General features: G+C 59.1%; 19 protein-coding genes and 2 pseudogenes. 15 read left to right on the top strand and 6 right to left on the bottom strand.

The genetic code is table 11. The annotated features are described in order from the left end of the window. Positions 1-4: 4 nt before the first annotated feature. The 6 genes and pseudogenes from M9920_01555 (at position 5) to M9920_01530 (ending at position 2,289) form a co-directional block, all read left to right on the top strand. Positions 5-100, top strand: a pseudogene (locus M9920_01555) (hypothetical protein). A 96-nt stretch (positions 101-196) separates the two neighbouring features. After that, a complete protein-coding gene (locus M9920_01550) occupies positions 197-451 on the top strand; it encodes a TM2 domain-containing protein (protein MCO5050973.1) in 255 nt (84 codons plus the stop codon). A gap of 26 nt (positions 452-477) precedes the next feature. After that, on the top strand, positions 478-936 hold the full coding sequence (locus M9920_01545) for a CD225/dispanin family protein (protein ID MCO5050972.1): 459 nt from the start codon (positions 478-480) through the stop codon (positions 934-936). A 10-nt stretch (positions 937-946) separates the two neighbouring features. Then, positions 947-1,381: a DUF2752 domain-containing protein gene (locus M9920_01540; protein ID MCO5050971.1), complete on the top strand. Its 435-nt coding sequence runs from the start codon at positions 947-949 to the stop codon at positions 1,379-1,381. 10 nt (positions 1,382-1,391) lie between these two features. Further along, entirely contained in the window at positions 1,392-1,793 is a 402-nt protein-coding gene (locus M9920_01535; protein MCO5050970.1) for a hypothetical protein, read from the top strand. A 64-nt stretch (positions 1,794-1,857) separates the two neighbouring features. Next, complete coding sequence (locus tag M9920_01530; protein MCO5050969.1) at positions 1,858-2,289, top strand: YraN family protein; 432 nt, start codon at positions 1,858-1,860, stop codon at positions 2,287-2,289. Positions 2,290-2,354: 65 nt separating this feature from the next. On the opposite strand, the gene M9920_01525 is transcribed toward M9920_01530, so the two are convergent. The 6 genes and pseudogenes from M9920_01525 to M9920_01500 form a co-directional block, all read right to left on the bottom strand. Continuing rightward, on the bottom strand, positions 2,355-3,218 hold the full coding sequence (locus M9920_01525; GenBank protein MCO5050968.1) for an MnmC family methyltransferase: 864 nt from the start codon (positions 3,216-3,218) through the stop codon (positions 2,355-2,357). A 25-nt stretch (positions 3,219-3,243) separates the two neighbouring features. After that, entirely contained in the window at positions 3,244-3,690 is a 447-nt protein-coding gene (locus tag M9920_01520; protein ID MCO5050967.1) for a hypothetical protein, read from the bottom strand. 282 nt (positions 3,691-3,972) lie between these two features. Beyond that, positions 3,973-4,893: a prepilin-type N-terminal cleavage/methylation domain-containing protein gene (locus M9920_01515; GenBank protein MCO5050966.1), complete on the bottom strand. Its 921-nt coding sequence runs from the start codon at positions 4,891-4,893 to the stop codon at positions 3,973-3,975. A gap of 125 nt (positions 4,894-5,018) precedes the next feature. After that, positions 5,019-5,144: pseudogene (locus M9920_01510) on the bottom strand (alanine--glyoxylate aminotransferase family protein). Positions 5,145-5,227: 83 nt separating this feature from the next. Further along, on the bottom strand, positions 5,228-10,333 hold the full coding sequence (locus tag M9920_01505) for a hypothetical protein (protein ID MCO5050965.1): 5,106 nt from the start codon (positions 10,331-10,333) through the stop codon (positions 5,228-5,230). Between the two features lie 435 nt (positions 10,334-10,768). Beyond that, entirely contained in the window at positions 10,769-11,857 is a 1,089-nt protein-coding gene (locus M9920_01500) for an aminotransferase class V-fold PLP-dependent enzyme (GenBank protein ID MCO5050964.1), read from the bottom strand. 127 nt (positions 11,858-11,984) lie between these two features. On the opposite strand from M9920_01500, the gene M9920_01495 reads away from it, so the two are divergent. The 9 genes from M9920_01495 to M9920_01455 all read left to right on the top strand — a co-directional run bounded on the left by M9920_01495 (position 11,985) and on the right by M9920_01455 (position 24,732). After that, the gene (locus M9920_01495) at positions 11,985-13,787 is read left to right on the top strand and encodes an acyl-CoA dehydrogenase family protein (protein ID MCO5050963.1); all 1,803 of its coding nucleotides are present in this window, start codon (positions 11,985-11,987) and stop codon (positions 13,785-13,787) included. Positions 13,788-13,863: 76 nt separating this feature from the next. Then, entirely contained in the window at positions 13,864-15,495 is a 1,632-nt protein-coding gene (locus tag M9920_01490) for a long-chain fatty acid--CoA ligase (protein ID MCO5050962.1), read from the top strand. Between the two features lie 183 nt (positions 15,496-15,678). Next, entirely contained in the window at positions 15,679-18,087 is a 2,409-nt protein-coding gene (locus tag M9920_01485) for a 3-hydroxyacyl-CoA dehydrogenase/enoyl-CoA hydratase family protein (protein MCO5050961.1), read from the top strand. Positions 18,088-18,091: 4 nt separating this feature from the next. Beyond that, the gene (locus tag M9920_01480) at positions 18,092-19,273 is read left to right on the top strand and encodes an acetyl-CoA C-acyltransferase (GenBank protein MCO5050960.1); all 1,182 of its coding nucleotides are present in this window, start codon (positions 18,092-18,094) and stop codon (positions 19,271-19,273) included. Continuing rightward, positions 19,270-20,025 carry an electron transfer flavoprotein subunit beta/FixA family protein gene (locus tag M9920_01475; GenBank protein ID MCO5050959.1) on the top strand — a complete coding sequence of 252 codons (756 nt, stop codon included), beginning with the start codon at positions 19,270-19,272 and terminating at the stop codon, positions 20,023-20,025. Before M9920_01480 ends, M9920_01475 begins: the two co-directional genes overlap by 4 nt. Positions 20,026-20,115: 90 nt before the next feature. Then, complete coding sequence (locus M9920_01470; protein ID MCO5050958.1) at positions 20,116-21,087, top strand: FAD-binding protein; 972 nt, start codon at positions 20,116-20,118, stop codon at positions 21,085-21,087. A gap of 12 nt (positions 21,088-21,099) precedes the next feature. After that, positions 21,100-23,163: a heterodisulfide reductase-related iron-sulfur binding cluster gene (locus M9920_01465; protein MCO5050957.1), complete on the top strand. Its 2,064-nt coding sequence runs from the start codon at positions 21,100-21,102 to the stop codon at positions 23,161-23,163. 343 nt (positions 23,164-23,506) lie between these two features. After that, a complete protein-coding gene (locus tag M9920_01460; protein MCO5050956.1) occupies positions 23,507-24,160 on the top strand; it encodes a hypothetical protein in 654 nt (217 codons plus the stop codon). Positions 24,161-24,195: 35 nt separating this feature from the next. Continuing rightward, on the top strand, positions 24,196-24,732 hold the full coding sequence (locus tag M9920_01455) for a hypothetical protein (GenBank protein MCO5050955.1): 537 nt from the start codon (positions 24,196-24,198) through the stop codon (positions 24,730-24,732). The last annotated feature ends 128 nt before the right edge of the window (positions 24,733-24,860 follow it).

The following is a 24,860-nucleotide window of genomic DNA, read 5'->3' as shown; positions in this document are numbered from 1 at the left end:
TGCCATGTATAAAATCATCGGAGCCGACGGAAAAGAATACGGGCCAGCGACCCGGGAGCAATTGCGCGAATGGCAGCGCCAGGGGCGCATCAATTTGCGGACGCTGGTGCGGCCCGAGGCCGGTGGCGACTGGCGGCCTTTCGTGACGTATGCCGAATTGAACCTGGGCTTCGATACGCCCCCGCTGCCCCCACCGGTGTATAATGAGCGCGCCAGCACCAAAATTCCCGCCGGAATTTGCGGCATCCTGATCGGCGCGTTGGGCATTCACAAATTCATCCTCGGTTACACTGGCGCGGGATTGATCATGCTGCTGGCGTCGGTTTTAACCTGTGGCTTTGCCGCGCCCGCAATTGGATTGATCGGGTTGATCGAAGGCATTATCTATCTCACCAAATCGGATGAGGAATTTGTCCGAACCTACGTCGAGAGTCGGAAGGAATGGTTCTGACGCCGAAACACGCAACACAAAAAATCATGTATAAAATCATTGGTGCCGATGGCAAGGAATACGGGCCGGTTTCGCTGGCGCAACTGCAACAATGGATCGCCGAAGGCCGGGCGAATCACCAATCCAAAGTCCGCCGCGAAGACGAGACGGAATGGAAGACCGTTGCTGAACTTTCAGAGTTGTCCGGCGCCGGACTTCCGCCATTGCCCACCACGCCGACCCAGACGGTTGCCCAGAATGTGCCCAATTACCTTTGGCAATCCATCGTGATCACGCTGTGTTGCTGTATTCCCTTCGGGGTTGTGGCCATCGTTTACGCGGCGCAGGTGCGGACGAAACTGAACGTGGGCGATTTCGCTGGCGCGCAAGACGCTTCGAACAAAGCCCGGATGTGGTGTTGGATCGGATTCATCGTCGGCATTCTGACCAATGTCATTGGCGGTGTGGTTCAGTTTATGGCGATGCGGGCGGCCAGCGGGAATTGAATCAATGCGAATGTCTCACTCAACGGCCTTCGCCACTCCACTACGTCAACCGGGCTGGAAGTTGCTCGGCTTTGGTTTGGTGGCTGGCGCGGCGCTGGTGGTTTTATATCTCTTCGCCCGCTTTGATCCGAGTGAACATTCATTTTTCCCGCGCTGTCTTTTCCACACCCTCAGCGGGTTGGACTGCCCGGGCTGCGGAGGCCAGCGCGCATTGCACCAGTTGTTGCACGGTCACTTGAACCTGGCGTTGCAGAGCAATGCGCTGTTCGTATGCCTGTTGCCGCTGGGCGCGTGGGTCGGATGCGGTTCTCTGCTCCAGTCACTGCTGGGGATTCGTCTTCCCCGGTTCTTTGCGCACCACCTCTGGCCGTGGGCGCTTTGTGGCTTGGTGATCGGCTTCGCCATCGCGCGGAATCTGCCGGGCTGCGACTGGTTGCGGCCTTGAGGTTGGAATCATGAAATTTAACCTACGCCTGGGCGATGGCCGAAACCTCACGGCAGCCGATGCCTGGGCTTGCTGCACCGGTAATTGCGCGTTTCCCGGCAGCGGCTCGTTGCTGGCCGGACGCAGGATTGGTTACGCGCAAAGTTTGCTGGCGGGAATCGGCTTCGTTTTGACTCTGTGGTTCGGCAGCCGTTTTCTCGCCTGGGGGGTGCGGCATTGGTCGGAACTGATGCACCCCTCGGGCGACCCACTGGATTTTCTGGAAAGTCTGTGGCAAGGCATGCGCGGCACACTGTTCGGCATTGGCGTTTTTGCGTTTAGCTGGATTTGGGCTTTGCTGACCAGCCTGTCTATTCTCCGTGCCGCCCGTCAGCGGGAGAAAGCCATTCGCAAACCGCCGGTGATTCATTGAACATACCACGGCTTTACGGGTGTCATGGATGATCGGTAATCGCGGGTTCGCAGGCGCTTGATGTATGAACTGGTTGCGACGCATTCAGGCTTGGTTGGGTGCGGGTGACAAAGCGACACCCGAACACTTGCGTCGCGGTCAATTGGGCGAGCGGGCGGCGAAGCGACAACTGCAAAAGCTCGGCCTGAAATATCTCACCGCCAACTTCCGCTCGGACCGTGGGGAAATTGATCTGATTTTTCGCGACCGTGATTGCCTCGTGTTTATTGAGGTAAAAACCCGTTCTTCCGAAGAGTGGACTCGACCGGCGGCCGCGGTGGACGCGGGCAAGCGCCGCCGGCTTTCTCAAACCGCGCTGGACTATCTGCGACTGCTGAAGCAGCCCGAGGTCAAAATCCGTTTCGACATCGTGGAAGTGTTGTTGACCGACGGCGAAGTCCGCGAGGTGCGGCACCTGCCGAATGTGTTTTCGTTAAGCCGACCCTATCGGTATTGAAGGCCGCAGAATGTCAGGCGGGAAAATTACTTCCAGCCACTCCGTCACCGGCTCGGTTTGGTTGTTCACGGATTGAACTGGCGATGCAATTGAAGTTTTTCCCAAGATTCAGTCGAGAGCGCCGTCCGCGAATAGGCGGACTCGTATAATGGTTCGGCACAGTCCGAACGGCGCGCGCGTTCCAACCAGCGGTGATCCAATGGTGCGTCAATCAATTCCAGTGTGTTGGCCGCTACCGTTGTTTCCTCCTTCATTCCCGTCGCGCCGCCGCGTCCCACAAAAAATCCGGCCAGCAACAGCGTGACGCGAACCATGGTGCTGCGGGAGTACGTCGTCAGATTGCAGGGCCGCTCCGGATCGAGCGCTTGGAATAAATTCGTGAACAGGGGCAGGGTCCACATCGCTGGATTGTGCGCGGGTGAAAAGGCATCGAACATGATGGCGTGCGGTGAGGGGAGAGCGGGAGCCGTCCGGGAGGCGAGCAGGGAAGGGAAGTCGCCCATTTGCAATTGCCACGCTACTTCATGTTGACCATCGGTGAACCGGAGTTGGCGGTTTTCGATCAGCCTCGCCAATGGAGCTTCGTAGTCCCGCAAATAACCCAGCGCTTCCGGATGTTGCAACGCGAACCGCAGCGGTTCGAGGGTGTCGTCAAAACTGATCAGACGCAACGGGCGGGAGCATGACCGCGTTGCGCGTAATCCGGCGAGGGCATTGGCAGCGGCGCCCAGCCCAACGTCCCAGAGCACGAATTCCTCCTCGCTGGCGGCGGCGCGCTGGGGAAGTCCCAGTTGCTGCACATACAGTAAATCGGCCTCAGCTTCCGGCCCCAGTCCGGGGTGCATTTTCTCGGCGTAGGCCGTCGCGTGTAGGGTATAATCGCCATTCGCCAGCCGCACCAATCGGTGGGCATTACCGTCCATGCTCATCGCACCACGCCAAGCTTTTACAAAATCAGCCTGCCAACGGCGGCGCGCTGGAGCTGGGGAGTTGTTTCGAATAGCCTGCGATTTTGACCCAATACAAAATCCAGCAGACCAGCGCCCCGAGGGAACAGAGGAATCCCAGCAAGGGAATAATGCTGCAACAAGCCAGAATGCACATTACCAGGCCGAGCGTTTTCCCCGGAGCCGCTTCAATGTGCAGCCCGCGTTTGCGGAATTCGGTTTCCAAGGTCTTCGTCATGTTGAGCACGATAAAGAAATGCCAGACCAGGCCGAACAGTGGAATTAACAAGAGCCAGACCAAGCCCGGTTGCATCGCGCGCGATTCGGGCGAACAGCGATTTAGCGTTTTCTGCAAGGTCAGCAGGTAAAAGATCAGCGGAATCAGGAAGATGATTAACCCGATCATTCCGCCCACGGCCACGCCAATCAATTTTCCGATATCATGATCTTCCATAAGTATTTTCGCTTTCTGTTTGGTTCAATGATGGATTAAGTGCAACTGATGGGGCTGAGCTTTGCGCGAAAGCAGTTCATCCGTCAACCTGATTCTGCCGGTAGAAAGCCCTGGGCTTTGGTTCGTTACCGTAGTTTCGTTACACTCACCATTCGGTCCGCCGGCGCGATCCGGGCAGACGAACATTTGAAGGTCTGACCAAACGTCAACCCGCCCAAACGGTCAGCGACAAAGACAATCTTGGTTCACGTCACCGGCGGCAGGTTTGTGCTTCCTTGCAGGTCAGCGGTTAAATGGATCGCCCAGACCGTTCCAGTTGCCGTTGTCTCTTACGCCATCGCCGTTATAGTCGTCAATTTTCTTGATATCCACGGCCTCGGCGTGGCAATCCACAAAGACGAACTCGGGCCTGCCGTTGTTGCGGGGAGCGGGATAGGCGCGCACCTTCCAATCGTACGGACCAGGGCTGGGCGTTTCAATCATGCCGTCGGCCCCTTCGTAATATCCGGTAAGTTTCGCGCCCAGATTCAGGGAAGGCAATGGCGGATCGAGCGCGTAAGGCGCCTCGGGCTTGCCGGTGAAAGTGCCACCGTGCGATTTCGCGCCGGCGGTATCCCCCACGAGCACCGTACTGGTCGTCTGGCGGATGTCGGCGTTTAGCCGGGCGTTATATCCGGGCTTCCCATGCTCGCCGGTGGCATACCCCAGGTAGTGCAGGTTGTAACCATAACCGCCGTAAATGTACTGCCGATACCCGTCAATGCCGAACGGCCGGGAAAAATCCTCACTGGCAATTTGCTCGGTAGTCAGAAATGGACTCAGGAACATCTTGGGCTGGGGCGCGTAGCGGACCATTTGGTCGGGCCAGTGGGTTTTGGCCGTTTTATCCAAACCCAAGTTCTTTCCCTCCTGACGGTCGATGATTGCCCCTTGGTAGTAATAGCCTTCGTGCTGAGTAAAATACCCTCGGTTGTCGTCGAGGTACATCTGATTAGCGATGCCGATTTGCCGCAGGTTGTTGAGGCTCGAGATACCCTTGGCGGCGCTTTTTGCACGGCTCAGGGCGGGGAGCAGCATTGCCGCCAGAATGGCGATAATGGCGATGACTACCAGCAGCTCGATCAAGGTAAAGCCTCGTAGCTGCAAGCGGCGACAGTTGATTTGCGGAATGGTTATATCAATGAACTTCACGCCACTCTCCATAAGCAGCTTAGTTTGAGCGTCCCCGTCCGCAAGCTCGTTTTTCTGCAGAGCTTACGCATCAAAAGCCGAGGAGGGATCGGAGGTAGGCATGGTCCCACGCTGACGGGGTATAGTGTTTCGGCGGATTACAACTGGCCCATGGCCTTGTCGAGCGCGGTGAGCAGGTGGTTCATGGTGGCTTCGGTTTCGTCGCCCATGTTGGAGATGCGGAAGGTCTTGCCTTTGATTTTGCCGTATCCGCCGTCAATCAGAAAGCCTTGGGCTCTGATTCGTTTTATTAGTTCCATTGCCCCCTCCGTTCGGTCGCTGAGTGTGACGCGCACGGTGGGTTTTCTCACGGTCTTTCCAAACGATAAAACATTTGGGTGGAAAGCGGTGTCGGCTCCAGAATAATGAGTTGTCCACCCATGCTTGTAGGCGGCGTGACAACCGGGGACCACGATTGCAAATCGGAACTGCGCTGTAGTCGCCAATCAGCAAAGGCATCCGGCCATGAAAGCTCCATGCCATTGTTCCCTTGAGTGATATGGAGAATGGGCACGCCGCTGACATCCCCGGTGAGTTGCAGGTCAAAACCGAGATCGGTCCCGGAGGGTGATGCCTGATGGACGGAGACGGCGATCAGATTCCATCCGGCGACCAGCGATTTCGGGCTGATGAGATAATGCCGCCAGGTAGCTTGCAGCGGGGCGAGAACTTCCGTCCAGGCGTAGTCCCCTACACCGCCTTGCGAGCGGACATTGTCCGACAGAACCTGGATGCCATTGATAAACACCCGAATGCCGTCGTCGTGCATGGTGAGGAGGTGTAGCACACTGTAGACCGAGGGGTCTCCGGCCATGAAGATTTTACGAAAGAGGACGCTGGGATTGCGGCCGGTGCCGTCGCTGTTGTCCGCATTGACAGTGGTGGTGGCGCCCAGAATGCCGTAACCGAGGCGGGCAAGGCCCTGCGACCAGTCCGAATCCACAAACACGGGCGTGTGCCAGTTGACGTCCGGATAAACATCGCGGTCCCAATAGTTCCAGCCCGATCCGGGCGGGATCAAGGTGTGGATGGAATCCGAGGGCACGGGGTCGGCGGTGATTTGCAAATCAAAGCCCATGTCGTTGTCCTGCAAGGGCGCGGGCATGACGCTTTGGTGGACCTCCACAGCGATCACATTGGGCCCCGCCACAAGATCGGTTGGTGCAACGGATTTGAGCTGCCAAGCGTTCTCCTTGTTGCCGGAGACGTCAGTCAAGGCCGGGGTGTTGGGCGTGACCGTAACCCCGTTCGGCATGTTGGCTTGCCAGACTTCCTGGCCGTTGAGATACACCACGGCGCCGTCGTCGCAGATCATGCGCAAGTTCAACTGCCCGAGCGCGGAAGGATCGCCGACGGTGAAGACGTTGCGGAAGTAGGTGGTGATCCGCCACGGGGTAACGGGAACCGCGGTCACCTCGCCGTCGTTGCCGTAGCCGAGCTTGGCACGCCCCGAGGGCCAGGCGCGGTCGTCGAGCCGCGGAGCGGTGAAGTCAACCGGCACGCCCTTTTCCAACGGCAGCGCGTTCGGCCAGTAGCGCCAAATGCTTCCGGCGGGCAGGAGGGATATCTCCGTGTCCGCGGGATCCAAGGGGGCGCTGACCCGGAAGATGAAGGAGGTCGAGGCGTTAAGTGCGCCGTCAGTGGTGGCGACGGTGATCGTGGCATCACCCTTGGCTTCCGGTGCCGGTGTGAGGCGGAGCCAGCGGAGCTTGGGCTCCGGGCCGGGGAGGACTTCCACGCCTTGGGGCGGCAGCAGCGCGGGGTTGTCGGATGACGCGGTGATTACAAGAGAGCCAGGCGGATTGTCGACGTCATCCACGCGGACGCTGATCAGCGGCACGGTTTCCCCAAGTGACACGGCCATGTTCGGAATCGGGAAGATGACCGGCGCGTCATTCACCGGCAGCCAGGTGATGCGGACCGTCTTCCAGGTTTCGCTGCTGCCGTCGCTGATCTTGAGCGTGACGTCCGTGTCGCCAAAGGCGTCCCGCCGCGGGGTGGCGCGAAATTTCCAAATGCCCCAGTCCGACTGTGATATGCTCACGTTCACCGGAGAGAGCAGGGACGGATTGGAGGACTCGGCCTGGATGGAAAGCTCGCCCTTCACGTCCTCGGAATCGCGGGCATTGAATGTGAATGCCACCGGCTCGTCCTCGTTTGCATAAACATGCTCGAGCCAGTTGCTGACAATCGGCGACTCCAGCAGAGCGAGGTTCATCGCGAAATTCACGTCCACATCACCGTTCTTAGTCGGACCCACATCGTGGACTTCGACAGCCAGCGTGTTCAAACCCATTTGGAAGAGCTGGGGATCAAGCACGACGGTGTTCCACTGCGTGCTCCCCTTGCCTTCCACTGGAGAGCTTGCCCGCGTGTCGAAGGCAACCGGACCGTTAGGCATGTTGTGCCGCCAGACTTCCGCACCGTTGAGATACACGACCAGTCCGTCGTCGCACATGAAGCGCAGGGTGGGCGTCCCCTCCACAGAGCCCGGCATGTTGAAAGTCTTGCGGAAATAGCAGGTGATACGGTCGGAGAGCGGGCTGAGAACAGTCATCCCAGGCTGGAGAAGAACCGGCGCCGGGAAGACAAAGCGGGGGCCGCCGGTGGGCCAGTCGCGCTCGTCGCGGTAATTCTTCTGCAGCCAGTCCGGATCGGGAGCTCCCGCTGCGTCACGGTAGCGCCAGGTGGCGGAGGGGCTGATGAGACTGATTCCGGGTGTGACGGGATTCACGGTGACCATAAAAACTGCCACGGTTTCGGCGGTGCCGTCACTGACGGTGATGGCCACCTCGGACGTGCCCCAGCGGTTGGCGGCGGGAGTGAGCGTAAGCGCACGGTTGGCGCCGGTTCCTGAGAACACAACAGAGCCGCTGGGAAACAGTTTCGTATCCGTGACCGAGCCGCTGACAGTCAGCGATTCGGGAAAATCGTCCGGATCACTGATGGTGAAGGAAATGGTGACCGGAGTGTCCTCGTCGGTGCTCTTGTCACTGATCGCGGCAATTTGCGGCGGGTTGTTGGGCGCGGTCACAAGGGGAAGGGTGAACAGATTTTCGCCGCCGTGCCTGTCAGAGACCCGGCAGGTGACCGTCCATGATCCGATGTGCGGAAGCATGACAGTGAGCGTGTCCGAGTTGGGATAGCTCATCTCCCGTGGGAAACCGGGATTGCCTTCGTCCGCCTTGATCTGCCAATAATAGGCGAGGTCGTCTCCATCAATGTCCGACGCATGCGCCCGGAGGTGGATGGTTTGGTTTTTGTTCGGCTTGGACGGCGTGGCCGTGATTGTTCCGGTCGGGCTATGATTGCCGGGGAAGGGGCCGTGCCGGATATCCACCGTCACTTCCCCGGCGGACGGATCCGCCCCGAGATTGGTGATGAACAGGGTCTTGTTGCCACGGTGATAAGAAAAGGTGCGCCCCGGGGGCAGGGGGGAATCCGCGTTGCCCGGATTGAACTCATCCCCATTCCCGCCGTTGGCGGTTTCCGGGGTAGCGTCCAAAAGCCAGGTTCTCGGGACTTGGACGTGGCCGCGACGGATCTGCAAGCCGCAGGCAACGGGCTGGAAACCAAAGTTGTAATCGGGATCGCGTCCCGTGCCGGCCTCCCAGGCACGGAACTCGAGATAGAGCGGCTCCTTGCCGTCAAAGGGATTGTAAAAGGATTCCGGGACCACCTGGAGTCCGCGAAGGCCGCCGGTATAACCGAGGTCGTGGGCGCGGATCACATGCACGCCGTCGCCCATTGCGAAAGGAACCCGAGCGGCGTCCATCCACCCCAGCCAGAGTTTATGGCGAATATTGTAGTCGTGTTTGAGCCCTCCGTGGCCCATGACATCGTAAATATCGCCATATTCCGCATAGAGCGGTTCATTCTCATAACCAATTCGGAACGTGTACCAATTGCTGGAGTGGCGCAAACCGAGATTATGCCCCAGTTCGTGAACGATGACTGTCGCGTTGTCGCGAACCTTTTGGATGCTTGTCCTGTTCTCACCGTTGACGCGGATCCAGGAGTAACGGCCTCCGATGTTCGCAAGCCCTCCCCAGCCGACTATTGCCTCCGGAATGTGGCCGTCATCCCTCAGAATCGGGACCTTGCCTAAAATGATGATTAGATGATCGTATCCTCTGGCGTCGATCTGGTGCTGAGACAGCAATTTGTATTCCACCTCCATGCGGATGAGATCCATATCGTTTTCGCAGTAGCCGGACGCCGTTCTCGCCATGGAAACGACAGGCGTGATCCTGGAGCCGCCGGACTGCACCGGCTGCACCTGAAGGCGGCCGTATGAATACCGGTCCCAGGCGTCACTGACTTTTTCCACGATCTGCGTGCATTCCGCCACACTGAGATAGGTGCTGTTGACGTAGGGGGGATCGGGCGGCGAGTTTTCGGACTTGAACTGAACCCGAGCGACGAGGAGGCGTTTGGTCCCCATGGTCCAGGCAGGATCGCTTCGGGTGTAAATCAAGGGCGGCGCTAGTCCGTTGCCGTCGGACGCGGCCAAGGGCGGAGTGTTCGGATCAATGTTGGGGAACCATTCTTTGGTTGCCGACTGTTTGAGCGTACCCAACGCGTGGGCCGGACCGCAGAAAAAATCGATTCGGTCGGCGGTGAACAGGGCGATCTCCGTGTTGTTCGCGGAAGTTTCCAGACCGGACTCCGAGCAGATCGGATCGGCGCTGAGTTGCGCCTTGGCTTCATCGGCCTCCAAGGCTTCCGCCACTCGCCCGGGCCATTCGCTCACGGCGAGATCGCCGTCCAGTGCCACCCCGTGAACGGGAAGGTCTTCCACGGTGGCGATGAATTCCCGGTGTCCATAGACGAATGCGTTGAACTGGCGACCGTCGGCGAGTTCGGCGCGGCGGATGACGGCGGGGGCCTCCGAGCTGCCCGTGGTGCCGTAGGTCATCATGTTGGCGCGGGCGTCCACCTTTTCCTCCAGTTGGTCGCGGATTTCGGGGGGCAGGGCGCGGCGGACGAACTCGGGCGTAGCGTTGGCGAGGGCGGTCTCGGGGTCACGCCGGATGAGATCGTGCATCACGGCGCGGCGGGCCTTGGCCAGAGCGAGGCCCTCCGGAATTTTTTGAGAGGACGGAGACCCGGCATAATCCGCAGCCCAGTGTTGGAAGGCGGCCATCTCCGGCACGGTGGAGGCTTGCCGCCAGCGGATGTCAGCGGCCTCGGGTGGGGTGGGGAGTTGCGCGAAGACGGTTTGCTTGGGATCCAAACTGGTTGGAGGCGTGCGCTCCTGAGAGAAATCGCTTGTGGTTGCCGACGACGATTGCGTGACGGCAGGAGTAAGAGATGATGGCGAAAAAGGGCGTGCGGATTGTCGCCTCCTGGTAGCCACAATCAAAACCATCAAAACAACTAAAAATATGGACCAGACAAGAATTCGTTTCATGATGCGTGGAAACAGGGCTATTGCTCAAAAAATTCCAATGAACTGACCGATTGTTGCTGGGCGCGAACCTAATTCAATCGGTTCAGACGCGCAACCTCTTTTGACACCTCTGTCCCGACTCTTTGAGAATGTCCCCTATTGGACTCGCTAAAAATGTCCCCTTGGGGCGGCAGTTGCGGTAGCCACTGCCGCCACGATGGGAACATTAACCATGAGTGGGAAAGAACGGCGTCGTGCCGTCATTATGGCGGGGGTACAAGCAGGAGAACTCAACTTGGTGGGCGCCGCCGCCGTGTTGAGGCTGATGCTGATGGTGACATTCCGGATGAGAGGCGGAAACCATGCGTGGCGTGTTTGACGCCTACGCAAGCGGAGACGCAGCTGTGCGAACGCTTCCCGTTTGGACGCTTCGGCGAAGTGTAGTGTTTCGGCGGATTACAACTGGCTCATGGCCTTGTCGAGCGCGGTGAGCAATTGGTTCATGGTGGCTTCGGTTTCGTCGCCCATGTTGGAAATGCGGAAGGTCTTGCCTTTGATTTTGCCGTAGCCGCCGTCAATCAAGAAGCCCTGTTCCTTGGTGAGCTGCTGAAGTTTGGGCACTTCCACCACCCGACCTCCGGCTTTCGCGCCATTGTTGACGCAGCACAACGTCAGGGATTCGGATCCCGTTTCCGGGAACAGCGTGAAACCATGTTTCGCCGCCCAGTCCCGGGTCATTTGATTGGTCCGCCGATGCCGCGCAAAGCGTTGCTCCAAGCCTTCCGCAAAGAATTCATCCAACTTCGAGCTGAGCGCGTACGTGTGCGAAATGCTCGGCGTGCTGGGCGTCATGTTTTGTTCCGCGTTTTTCTGGAATTCCAGGAAGTCGAAATAATAGCCGCGATCTTTGAGGGTCGCCGCCTTCGCCAGCGCGGCCGGTGAACAGGTGAACACCGCAAAACCGGGCGGCAACGCAAAGGCCTTTTGCGTGCCCGCCAACAACACATCAATGCCCAGTTCGTCGAATTTGATCGGCACCGCCGTCATGGAGCTGACCGCATCCACGATGAACATGACGTCGGGGTACTTTTGCTTCAATGCCGCGATTTCGGCGAGTGGACTCATGACGCCGGTCGAGGTTTCATTGTGGATCAGCGTCAACGCGTCGAATTGGCCGGTGGCCAGCTTTTGGTCCACGGCTTCGGCGCGGATGGGCGAACCCCAGTCCACCTGCAGCGCTTCGGCGTTCTTGCCGCAACGCTGCGCGACGTTGAACCACTTGTCCGAAAACGCGCCGCACATGCAGTTCAAAACTTTCTTGGTCACGAGATTCCGGATGGCGCCTTCCATCACGCCCCACGCGGAGGAAGTGGCCAGATACACGAGTTGTTGGGTGTAAAGGAGTTGTTGCAGTTGCGGCTGGATTTTGGCCACGAGGTCTTTGTAGCTCTGGCTGCGATGCCCGATCATCGGCTGGCAAAAAGCGCGGAAAGTTTTCTCACTGACTTCGACTGGTCCGGGAATGTGTAATTTTACGTGTCCCATAAAGAGGAACATGCTTTCAAAATGCGCGCCGACAATCAAGCGTCGGTTCGATCGGTTTGGGTTGGGCCGCGGCGGCAGCGTGGAATTGTGATTGCCAAACGCGGTCGTAACGGAAAAGAATTTCGCGATGCCAGAATTAAAATCACGACCCGCCCACTTGGTGGGAGGACATTTTCTCCTCGCGGAAACCGATCCCAACCTGGTGTTTACGCCCGAGGAGTTGACAGCGGAACAGCGGCTCATGGCGCAGACCGCCGAAAAATTCATGGAGAAGGAGGTGTTGCCCCACCTCGAAGCGCTGGAACATCAGGACGCGGATTGGTCGCGCAAACTCTTCAACAAAGCGGGCGAACTGGGTTTGCTGGGCATGGGCGTCCCGGCGGATTACGACGGTCTGGAACTGGACCGGACGACCCTTGTGGGCGTGGAGGAACAGTTGACCCGGCTGGGTGGTTTTGGCGTGACGTGCGGTGCGCATAGCGGCATCGGCACGCAACCGCTGCAATATTTCGGCACGGAGGCGCAAAAGAAAAAGTATCTGGCAAAGCTCGCCACGGGCGAATGGATGGGGGCTTACGCGCTCAGTGAAGCCGGCTCGGGATCGGATGCGCTGGGTTTGCGCACCAAAGCCGAGCTTTCCGCCGATGGCCGGCACTACCTTCTCAACGGAACGAAAATGTGGATTTCGAACGCGGCCTGGGCGGATTTGTTCACCGTCTTTGCCAAGGTGGATGGGCAGCAGGTTACGGCGTTCCTGGTGGAGAAAACTTTTCCCGGCGTTTCCACCGGCAAAGAGGAACACAAGCTGGGCATCAAGTCGTCTTCGACCCGTCGCGTGATTCTCGAGGATGCCAAAGTGCCGGTGGAAAATTTGCTCGGCGGTGTCGGCAAGGGCGCTTATATCGCGTTCAACATTCTCAATTCGGGACGCTTCAAACTGGGCGCGGGCGCGATCGGCGCAGCCAAGGAATCGTTGCGGGTCGCCACGCAGTACGCGCTGGAACGTCAGCAATTCGGACGGCCGCTCGCCTCGTTTGGTCTGATCCAGCATAAGCTCGCTGAAATGGCCGTGCGAATTTTTGCCGGCGAAAGCACCGTCTATCGAACGGCGGCGCTGATGGACGCGGTGTTTGCCACCGGTGAAACGGTGGATTCCACCACGCCGCCGTTTCCACGCGGTCTGGAGGAATTTGCGCTGGAATGTTCCATCATCAAGGTGGCGGGCAGTGAAATTCTGGATGACGTCGCGGATGAATCGCTGCAAATCCACGGCGGCTACGGTTTCACGGAAGAGTTTTCCCCGGCGCGCACGGTTCGGGATTCGCGCATCAACCGCATCTTTGAAGGCACGAATGAAATCAACCGGCTGTTCATTCCCGGTTTGCTGTTGCGCCGCGCACAACGCGGGCGGTTGCCGCTCATCGCCGCCATCACCCGGGTCACGCAGGAACTGCTGAATCCAACTCCGCTTGAGGACAATTCGGGCGGCGATCCACTGCTCGCCGCGCGCGGGTTGTTGGCAAACGCCAAAAAACTGGCGCTGTTCATCGCGGGCGTGGCGTATCAGAAGTTCGGCGACAAGATGGCGGAGGAACAGGAGGTCGGCGCCGCGTTGAGCGATTTGATCATTGAAGTGTATCTCGGTGAAAGCGCCCTGTTGCGCACGCTCAAAGTTCGTTCCGCTCGCGGCGTCGCGGATATCCGGAGTGACCTGACGTTGACGTTCGTCAACGACTCGGCGGGGCGGATGGAACTGCTCGCTCGTCAGGCGCTGGCCGCCGTTGCGCAGGGAGACGAATTGCGGGCGCAGTTGGGGATGGTGCGGCGGCTGTTGCGTTGGACTCCGTTGAACACCGTGGCGCTAAGGCGGACCATTGCCGGACGGTTGTGCGAATTGGGCAGTTACGCGGCCTTGCTCGCCGCCAAATAAGTGAGCGGAGCGGCGGGCACAAAACTCCTTGCGGTTCGGTGGTGCTGGTGTCAAATTGCGGCACAATTCCAGAGACATGATGGACCCAAAAATCTCCCTGCCAGAATTGCTGGAGCGGGCCCGGACCAAAGCGCCGGACCAACCCGCGTTGATCTACTTTGGAGGCCGGATCACTTACGACCAGTTGACGAATCATGTGCATCGGGTCGCCGCCGGTCTGCGCGCGCTGGGCGTCACCAAAGGCGATCGCGTGGCGCTGATGATGCCCAATTGTCCGCAGTTTGTGATCGCCTATTTCGCGGCGTTACGAGTTGGAGCGATCGTTACGGCCACCAGCGCGATGTACACCGCCCGCGAAGTGGAACACCAATGGCACGACGCCGGGGTGAAATTGGTGATAGCGGACCGGCACTTTAACCCGATCTTTCGCAGAGTTGCGCCGCAGTTGCCGACTTTGGAACACGTGGTTTTAACGGGGCCGCGTCAATACGCTCCCGCGCAGTTCGCGCGCCTCGAAGCTCAACTGAATGTGCCATCCACGCCGGCATCCAGCCAGGGCGCAGGCAAGTCGCACCGGCTGCGTTCCACCGGGGTGCAGACGCATGAATGGACGGAACTGCTGCGTCCGGCGGACGGGCCGGTGGCGGACGGGCCGAAGCCAGCGGATATTGCGTGCCTGCAATACACCGGCGGCACGACGGGAATTTCCAAAGGCGCGATGCTGACCCACGCCAACCTCGTCATCAATGCCGCTCAAGCCATGAACTGGCTCACGGGCGGAGCGGAACGCAAAGAAATTTTCGTGGCAGGTCTGCCGCTGTTTCACATTTACGCGATGACGTGCGTGATGATCTCCTCGGTTTACATGGCGGGCTGCACCATCCTGCTGCCGCGCTTCCAACTGCGCGCCGCGTTGAACCTCATTCGCAAATATCGTCCCACCATTTATCACGGCGTGCCGACCATGTACGTCGCCTTCAACAACGCGCCCAACGTGCGGCGTTACGGTTTTGATTCGCTCCGGGTTTGCATGAGTGGCGGCGGACCGTTACCCGTCGAGGTGAAGCAAAAATTCGAAGCGCTGACCGGCGGCAAATTGGTGGAGGGCTATGGTCTCACGGAAACCTCCCCGGTCACGCACATCAATCCATTGGCAGGCGTGCCCAAGGCGGGCAGCATCGGGCTGCCGATCGCTGATACCGAAGCGCGGATCATGGATTTGGAAACCGGCACGCGCGAAATGCCGGTCGGGGAGGTCGGGGAAATTGTCATTCGCGGTCCGCAGGTCATGCGGGGTTATTGGAACAAGCCCGAGGAAACGGCGGCGGTATTGCGCGACGGCTGGCTTTACACCGGGGATGTCGCCAAAAAGGATGCCGAAGGGTTTTTCTACATCGTGGATCGAAAGAAGGACATGATCATTGCCGGCGGTTACAACATTTATCCCCGAGAAGTCGAGGAGGTCCTGTTTGAGTTTCCGAAAGTGAGGGAGGCGGTGGTCATCGGCGTGCCGGACGGTTACCGAGGGGAAACGGTCAAAGCGTTCCTCGTGCTGAAAGACGGGATGAACGCCACCGCCGAAGAGGTCGTCGCGTTTTGTCGCGGTCGGCTCGCCAGCTACAAAATTCCGCGAATTGTCGCGTTCCGGGATTCTTTGCCCAAGTCCGGCGTGGGCAAATATCTGCGTCGCGAATTGCGCAACCAGTGACGCGGCCAGGCGTCGTCTCGCCCCGCAATGGATTGGGATCAGATTTTGAAGCTGAATTTGAAACTGGATTGTTTGACTTGCCAACCGACTTGCCGCCACACTCCCGCCGTCAACTCTCAGGCGCCGAGCACGGAAGGGCTTGGTTGAGGAGATGTCGCAAAGTGTCGGAACAGAATTGAAGCCATGCTGACTATTCGCAAAGCCGCCATCATCGGCGCGGGAAACATGGGCGCGCAAATCGCCGCGCACCTCGCCAACGTGGGCATTCCGTCACTGCTGATGGACGTCGCTTCCACGGAATTGTTGCCGGAGGAACAGGCGCGCGGACTTACGCTGCAATCATCGGCGGTGCGCAACCGGGTCACGCGGACGTTGTTCGCGCGGATGCAAAAATTAAAGCCGGCGCCGCTGTTCACGCCCGAAACCGCCAGCCTGATTCGCGTCGGCAACGTCGAGGATAATCTGGCCGAGATTCGAGACGCCGATTGGGTCATTGAGGCGATTCTGGAACGGATGGAGTTGAAGCTGGCCATGCACGCCCGGATCGCGGCGCACGCGCGGCCCGACGCATTGGTTTCCACAAACACTTCCGGGTTATCCATCGCGGGCATGACCCGGGACCTGCCGCTGGAATATCGCCGGCGTTTCTTCGGAACGCATTTCTTCAACCCACCGCGTTATATGCGGTTGCTCGAAGTGATTCCCACGCCGGATACGGATCGCGCCCTGCTCCAGGCGTTCGCGAATTTCGGCGCGGCGACGCTGGGCAAGGGAATGGTCATGGCCAAGGATACGCCCGGTTTCATTGCCAATCGCATCGGTTGCTTTGACATCCAACACGTCGTCCTGCTGATGATCGAACAAGGCTTGACCATTGACGAAGTGGACGCCATTACCGGTCCGGCGATTGGCCGTCCGAAGAGCGCCACGTTCCGCTTGAGCGATATTGTGGGCGTGGATTTGCTCGCGCAAATGGGACGCAACCTGCGCGGCCTGCTGGCGCACGATCCGCAGCACAGCGTCTTTCGCGAAATTGGATTCATCGAGGACATGGTGCGGCGCGGTTGGTGGGGCGAAAAGAAGGGGCAGGGATTTTATCAACGCGTGAAATCCGATCGGGGCCGGCAAATCCTGACGTTGGATTATCAAACGATGGAGTACCGGCCCCAGCAGAAACCGCGATTTGCCGCGCTCGAAGCGGTCGCCAAAATCAGCGACCGCCGGGAACGCATTCGCGCCCTGTGCGCCGCGACGGACCCGGCCGGTGGGTTCGCGTGGAAACATCTGAGCGCGGTGCTGGCTTACGCCGCTGACCGGCTGACCGAGATCGCCGACGACGTGGTCACCGTGGATAACGCGATGAAGTGGGGCTACAACTGGGAGTTGGGGCCGTTTGAGACGTGGGACGCGCTGGGCGTGCGCGCGACGGCGGACCGTCTGGAGGCCGAAGGGCGCGCGGTGCCGTCGGTGGTACGCGATTTACTGGCGGCAGGCAAAAACTCGTTTTACGAACTGGCGCACGGGCGACGTTCATTCTTTGATCTCGGTTCGTGCGCTTACACGGCGGAAGTGGAATCTCCCAAAGCCATTCATTTGCCGTGGTTGCATCAAGCTAACAAGGTCGTGTGCGGTAATCCGGGCGCGAGCCTGGTGGACTTGGGCGACGGCGTCGCGTGTCTGGAATTTCACGTAAAGATGAACGTCATCGGCGGCGATCAGTTGGGTTTGCTCAAACAATCCCTGGAAGTCGTGCGGCAGAATTTCGCCGGGCTGGTGATTGGGAATCAAGGCCAGCATTTTTCCGCCGGGGCGAATCTGCTGTTGCTGGCCACGCAGATTCAAAATCAGGATTGGGATGAGATTGATCTGTTGATTCGCACTTTCCAAAGAGCGACGAGCACCTTGCGCCAATTCGAGAAGCCGGTCGTCGCCGCGTGTCACGGTTACACCCTCGGCGGCGGCACGGAGCTTTCCCTGGGCTGCGATCACATCGTCATTGCGGCGGAAACCTACATGGGCCTGCCGGAAGTGGGCGTGGGCTTGATTCCCGGCGCGCAAGGCACAAAGGAAATGTTGATTCGCAGCACGGAAGGCATCCTCCGGGATGAGGGCGCGGATTTCTTCCCCGGCGTGCGGCACGCGTGGGAAACCATCGGTCTGGCCAAGGTGGGTACAAGCGCCGCCGAAGCGCTGAAATTGCGTTATTTGCGACCGAGTGAAACGACAATCGTTTTGAACAAGGACTGGTTGCTCGGCGAAGCCAAAGCCGAGGTGTTGCACCGGGTCGCCCAAGGTTACACGCCGCGGCCCCAACGAACGGATCTCCCGGCCATTGGCGAAAGCGGCACCGCCCTTTGCCGACTGCAACTCCAGCAAATGCGCGCGTCCGGTCAGATCAGCGAGCACGACGAAAAGGTCGGCAATAAACTGGCGCACATTCTCTGCGGCGGCGATTTGACCTCGCTGCATTTTGTCACCGAGCAGTACATCCTGGATTTGGAGCGGGAAGCTTTTCTGAGCCTTTGTGGCGAGCCGAAGACCTTGGAACGCATCACCCACACGCTTAAAACCGGCAAGCCGTTGCGGAACTGAAGTTATGAATGAAGTCTTTATTGTTGCGGCCGCGCGCACGCCGGCGGGCAAAGCGCCAAAAGGGAAATTGCGCGCCGTGCGTCCGGATGATCTCGCGGCGATTGCGCTCCAGGGCGCGCTGGCGCGAGTGCCGCAATTACCGGTGGAACAGATCGAGGATGTGATCCTCGGTTGCGCGATGCCTGAAGCGGCGCAAGGCATGAACCTCGCGCGGATTGCCGGACAGATTGCCGGTTGGCCGGACCAGGTGCCGGGCGTGACCGTCAATCGCTTTTGCGCTTCCGGCCTCGAGGCCATTGCCCTCGGCGCGCAACGAATCATGAGTGGCATGGCGGAGGTCATCGCCGCGGGGGGCACGGAAAGCATGAGCCAGGTGCCGATGGGTGGTTTCAAATTGTCGCCCAATCCGCGGCTCGTGGAGCGGATGCCGGACGCCTACCTTTCGATGGGATTGACGGCGGAAAAGCTGGCCGCGCAATTCAAGATTTCGCGTGAGGACGCGGACCGTTTCGCTTGGGAAAGTCATCAGAAAGCCCTCGCCGCACTCGATGCCGGACGATTCCGGGAGGAATGTGTTTCCGTGCCGGTGCGTGAGGTGGGTCTGGATGGCAACGGCCAACGCAAAATCACCGAATATGTTTTCGAGGCGGATGAGGGGCCGCGCCGCGACACTTCACTGGAACGGCTCGCGGCGTTGAAACCCGCTTTTGGTCCGAAGGGTGTGGTCACCGCTGGCAACGCTTCGCAACGCAGTGACGGCGCGGCCGCGGTGATGCTGATGTCTGGCGCGAAGGTGAAGGCGTTGGGCGTGAAACCCATCGCGCGTTTTGTCACTTATGCGGTCGGCGGGGTGCCGCCGGGCATCATGGGCATCGGCCCGGTGGAGGCGATTCCCAAAGCCATGCAACGCGCCGGACTCAAGACTGCGGACCTGGACGTGATTGAATTGAACGAAGCTTTCGCCTGCCAATCCCTCGCGGTCATTCGTCAGCTCGATCTGCCGCCGGATCGGGTCAACGTGAATGGCGGCGCGGTCGCGCTGGGGCATCCACTCGGCGCCACCGGCGCGAAGTTGACCGTATCCATTCTGCATGAACTCAAGCGGCGCCAGGGTCGTTATGGCTTGGTGACCATGTGCGTTGGTGGCGGCATGGGCGGCGCGGGAATTTTTGAGATGTGCCAATGAAAATTTTAGTTCCCATCAAGCGAGTGCCCGATCCCGACACGAAAATCCGCCTCCAGCCGGATGGCGCGGGTGTGGCGTCGGACGGCGTTAAATTTTCGCTAAACCCCTTCGATGCCATCGCGCTGGAAGAAGCGCTGCGCCTCGAAGAAAAACTCGGTGAAATGGACCTTGTCGTCGTAAGCGTTGGCGGCGAGGAAACCATCGAAACTTTACGCGTGGGTCTGGCCATGGGCGCCAAACGGGCGCTCCTGATCAAGACCAGCGCCGATCTGGATTCGCTGGCCGTGGCCAAAATCCTCGCGGCCGTCTATCAACGGGAGCAACCCGATTTCGTGTTGATGGGCAAGCAGGCGATTGACGATGACTCGAATCAGGTCGGCCAAATGCTCGCCGCGTTGCTGGGCATTGGTCAGGCGACCTTCGTTTCCAAACTCGAGTTGGTTGAGCAACACACTCAAGCGCGCTGCGCCCGGGAAACTGACGCGGGATTGGAAACCCTGACGGTGAAGCTGCCCGCCATCATCACCGCCGATCTGCGTCTGAACGAACCGCGTTACGTTTCGCTGCCGGGTATCATGAAAGCGAAAAAGAAACCGCTGGAAGAATTGGAACTGGCGGCGCTGGGCGTCACCGCCGTTTCGCGAACGAAGATTTTGAAGTACGAAACTCCGCCGCAACGCCAAGCCGGCGTGCGCGTGAAAACGGTGGATGAATTGGTGGACAAACTGAAAAACGAGGCCAAAGCGATTTAATCCGCGGCCATGCCACCGGCGCCGCAGTGGAGGATTCCGCGCGGCACACGTTGGGTTCGGTGGCTGGCTGCGGCAGGTGGTTAAAGTATCATGGCAAACATTCTGGTTATTGCGGAACACGACGGGGGACAACTCAAACTGGCCACGCTGGCGGCGGTGAGTTTCGCCCGACAAGTCGCGGCGGACACCGGCGGCACTTTCGATATTTTGGTCATTGGCGAAACCGTTGGCGCGGTTGCCGAATCCCTGCGCCCTTACGGCGCCGCCAACGTGCTGCTGGCGGACCACGCCCAACTCCAACACCCCGTCGCCGATCGCTATGCGCGCGTGATTGAAGCGGTGGCTCAATCGCGCGGTTACGGCATTGTCGTCGGCGCGGCTTCCACTTTTACCAAGGATATCTTGCCGCGCGCGGCGGCGTTGCTGGATGCGGGCATGTTGAGCGACGTCGTGGGCGCGCACCAGGAAGCGGGGGAATTGATCTTCAAGCGGGTCATGTACGCGGGCAACGTCATTGCCACCGTGACGCTGGCCGGCGACTTGAAATTCCTGACGATTCGCCCGGCGGCTTTTGCTCCGGCGGTCGCTGGTTCAGAAACTTCGCCGGTCGTGCCGATTCCACTGGCGACTGATCAGTTGTCGAGCTTTGCCGAGTACGGCGGGCGCGAAGCCAAAGTGGCGGGACGACCAGACTCCACCGAAGCGCGCGTCGTGGTTTCCGGCGGCCGCGCCATCAAGAACGCCGAGGATTTCGAGCGGTTGATTGGCGGCCTGGCCGATGCGTTGGGCGGCGCGGTCGGTTCGTCCCGCGCCTTGGTGGACAGCGGCATCACGCCCAATTCCCTGCAAATTGGGCAAACGGGAAAAATCGTGGCCCCCGACCTTTACCTCGCCGTGGGTATTTCGGGCGCCATTCAACATCTCGCGGGGATCAAGGACAGCAAGGTGATTGTGGCGATCAACAAGGACGCCGACGCGCCGATCTTCGAGGTGGCGGATTACGGGTTGGTCGCGGATGTTTATACCGCCGTGCCGGAACTGACGGCCAAATTGAAGCCGTGATGCGTCGTTGCCATGATCCCTACGCGCGAAACTTTTGGTAACATCCCGCCGGCGTCCATTCTGCTCTTTTACCTTCTGACCATCATCTCCCTGGCGCTCTTTGCGCATGGCGTGTGGCGACGGTTCAAGTTGTGGCGGCAGGGCGTTTCGATTGATGTCGAACAACTGTTTCGCGGCGGGTTCAAACAAGTTTATGCGCGGTTGAAGCCGGGATTGTTGCGGCTCTGGACGGACGCGCTGGGACAGCAACGCGTCCGCGGACGTGGCCTGGCCTCGCTGGCGCACATTTGGTTGTTTGCCGGATTCATGATGTTGTTCCTTGGCACGAGCTTGCTTGAGGTGGATAACATTGCCAGTTGGATTTCCAAGTCGCTGCACTTTCATCAAGGCACCTACTACGTCATCTACGAATTTACTTTGGATGCGTTCGGACTGTTGTTTTTGGCGGGTTGCCTGATGTTTGTCTGGCGGCGCACCCATCGCCCGCCCAGCCTCGGCCACCGCGCGTCCGATTGGTACGTGCTGACGTCGTTTCTGGCCATCGGTGTCACGGGCTATTTCGTCGAGGCGCTGCGCATTGTCTGGCAACAACCGGTTGGCATCGGCGCGAAGTGTTCGTTTGTCGGACTCTGGATGTCACACTGGTTTTCCGGAATGACCGAGGCCGACGCGCGTTCCGCCCATCTGATCGTCTGGTGGATTCATAGCGTGTTGGTTTTTATTTTCATCGTCACCGTGCCCTACTCGCGCCTGATGCACATCCTCATCGGTCCGCTGAATTTATTTTTTGCCCAACCCGAACTGGGGCGGATGAAACCAATCACGCTGGAGGAAGTGGAAAAGACCGAACGCATCGGCGTCGCGGCCATCGAGCATTTCGATCAGCAACAACTCCTCAGCCTGGATGCGTGCATGGAATGTGGCCGATGCGAAGAAGCGTGCCCGGCGTTCGCGTCCGGCAAACCGCTTTCGCCCAAACGCCTGGTGCAGGATTTGAAGGGACTCATGACGGGGAATCTCAGTGCGCCGGCCCCAGCTGCTGCCGCCGCGCCGGGTGCCAAATCCTTCCTGCGCGCGTTGCATGACGAAACCATCCAGGCGGAAACGCTGTGGGCTTGCACGGCTTGCAGCGCCTGCGTGCAGGTCTGTCCGGTGCGGATTGACCAACTAAGTCTCCTCACCGACATGCGCCGCAATCGGGTGGGCGAAGGCGCGTTGAGCGGCACGGCGGCGACGGCATTGCGTCGGATGCAGGCCAGCGGCAATCCCTGGGGTTTGCCCCCGGCCGAACGCGGCAATTGGGCGGAAGGATTGCGGGCACCGACAGTGCGGGAGAATCCCAATTTCGAGTGGCTCTACTGGATCGGTTGCGCCGGCTCGTACGATCGCCGGGCGCAACGCGTCGCCCGCGCCATGGTGAAACTGCTGAATCACGCCCAGGTTAATTTTGCCATTCTGGGCCGCGAAGAAAAATGCACGGGTGATTCCGCGCGGCGTTTGGGTGAGGAATTCCTCTTTCAAGAACTGGCGCAAACCAACATCGCGACCCTGGCCAAATACCACGTGCGCAAAATTCTGACGCACTGCCCGCACGGTTTGAACACCTTCCTGAAGGACTATCCGCAGTTCGGTGGAAACTACGAAGTGATTCACCACACGCAATTGCTGGATCAACTCATTGCCGCCGGACGCCTGAAAGTGCCGGAGACAAAAGCGGGCGGCGACGCCATTACCTATCACGATCCGTGTTATCTCGCCCGCGTGAATCGCATCCACGACGCGCCTCGCTCGGTGCTGTCGGCGAGCACGAATGATTTGCGTGAAATGGGGCGGCGTCGGGAAAAGACCTTTTGTTGCGGCGCGGGTGGGGGTCGCATCTGGATGGAAGAAAACCCCAAGCAACGCGTATCTACTTTGCGCGCTGCGGAAGCGTTGGGAACGGGCGCAAAAACAGTGGCGGTCAGTTGCCCGTTCTGCCTCACCATGATGACCGACGGCATCTCCGCGCAATCCGATTCCACCCGCGTCATGGACATCGCGGAAATCCTGGCGGAGCAATTGCACCTCGAAGGTTGAGACTGAACCGGTCTGCTTGATGGCCTTCGCCCTTTCTCAAGGGCACGTCATGGAACTCGCCGGCGAGGGGATCAAAAATGAGCCAAGAATTGGCCAAGCACGTTTTTTACGGAGCTAAGGAATCTTTGATTTCCAGCCTCGGGCGAGGGGAGACGAGCAGGCGTGCGAGTCGCTATGTCAAAAAAAACCAATTAGCAAGCAATTCGACTGATGCGGTAGGAGTTGAATCGCTTGGGAGTCGCTACGTTTTGCGGGAGTGATCTGCGGCTTGTTGTCGGTGGCCGCGCGGATTTAGGTTTGCATTGCCGGGTGCGGTTGCCGATGCTGGGCGCGGAGTTCACCAATGGAAGGCGAGAAGGTTAAGGGTAATGAGTGGCTGGCGTCATGCGAGCATTGCGGCGGGGCGTTGCGATGTGCGCCGGAATCGGCAGACCAGGTAACCCAGTGTCCGCTGTGCCAGGCGGAAACGACGTTGCCAGAAGTGCCGAAGTCAGTGATTGAACCCGAGCAGGCAGCCGAATCACCAGCGGCTACACCTCCGCCACCAAACAAGCCGCCGAAACAGCCGCAGTGGAGGATGCTTTGCAAGCATTGCAATAAAACGATCGGCTACGCGGAGGAGCAGCTTGGGGAGTTGGTGAAGTGCCCGCATTGCAAGGAAGTGCAGGCTTTGCCGAAGTCTCTGCGCCACGGCACGCTGCGCCAGCCCAAGTTTGACATTCCGAAGGGCCACATGGTCTGCCCTTGTTGCGGGTATATCGGTTTGCCGAATAAAGTGCCACGTGGGGGTGGTAATATGTTTTTGTTTTTATTAGCCCTAGGTTTAGCCGGAATTTTGATCTTTGCAGTGGGCGGTGAAGCACTGACTATGATGGGCACGCTTATAATTTGGATCACTGTGATTATATTCGTTCCACTCGAAATCGCGATTTTCCTTAGATTAGGCTACCGCTACCGCTGCCCGCATTGCAGCTTTCAAATCGCGGTGGATAATTGAACGGATATTCAGAAGCCAGGAAACGGAAAGGACGCATGAAAAAACTTCTCACCATTGTCTTGCTGGGCTGGGCAGTGGCGGGGTTCGGCCAAACCGCCAAAGTTCATACTACCAATGTCACGCTGCTTTCTATTGAGGGGCAATTGCCGCCTTATGTGAAATGCACGTTGTCTCCGATCGGGCCGGTGCTGTTGCGCGGGTTGCCGCCGGAAGTGCAAAAGGATTATGCGGCGTATTTTCCGCTAAACGAGTACGTCAAGCGGGAGGAGGCTCAGATTGAAAAGGAGCGCGAACGGATCCGAGAGCAGCGGGCGAAGTTGCCGACAAAATACGACTACGACTCTCCCGCCGCGGCCACGGATGCCAGCCTGACGGAACAGGAGTTGCGCCTGTTTGATCGGGCGCGGACTTTGGACACAAGGAAAAGCGAGTTGCAGACAATGAAATCCCGTCTGGATAAAGCGGCAAAATTCACGGTGAAATTTCTCGGGCGTTACAACGGAAGCGGGATGGTGCTTTGCGAAATCACAACGAACGCGATGGTCAAGGCGGCCCCGAAGTGGAACCGGTAGTCCGGGGCGGCACACCGGAATCTCGATTGCCATTTCTCCTGCTTAAAATGGCGCGTCAGGTTTCTTACGCAAAGTCACGACCTAAAAATTGGCCAAGAATTGGCCAAGCACGTTTTGCATCGGTTTTT

It is taken from the genome of Verrucomicrobiia bacterium (assembly GCA_023953615.1).
Classification (GTDB): Bacteria; Verrucomicrobiota; Verrucomicrobiia; order Limisphaerales; family JADLHS01; genus JADLHS01.
Note: the sequence above shows the minus strand (reverse complement) of the source record. Positions and strands in the feature narration are given on the sequence as shown.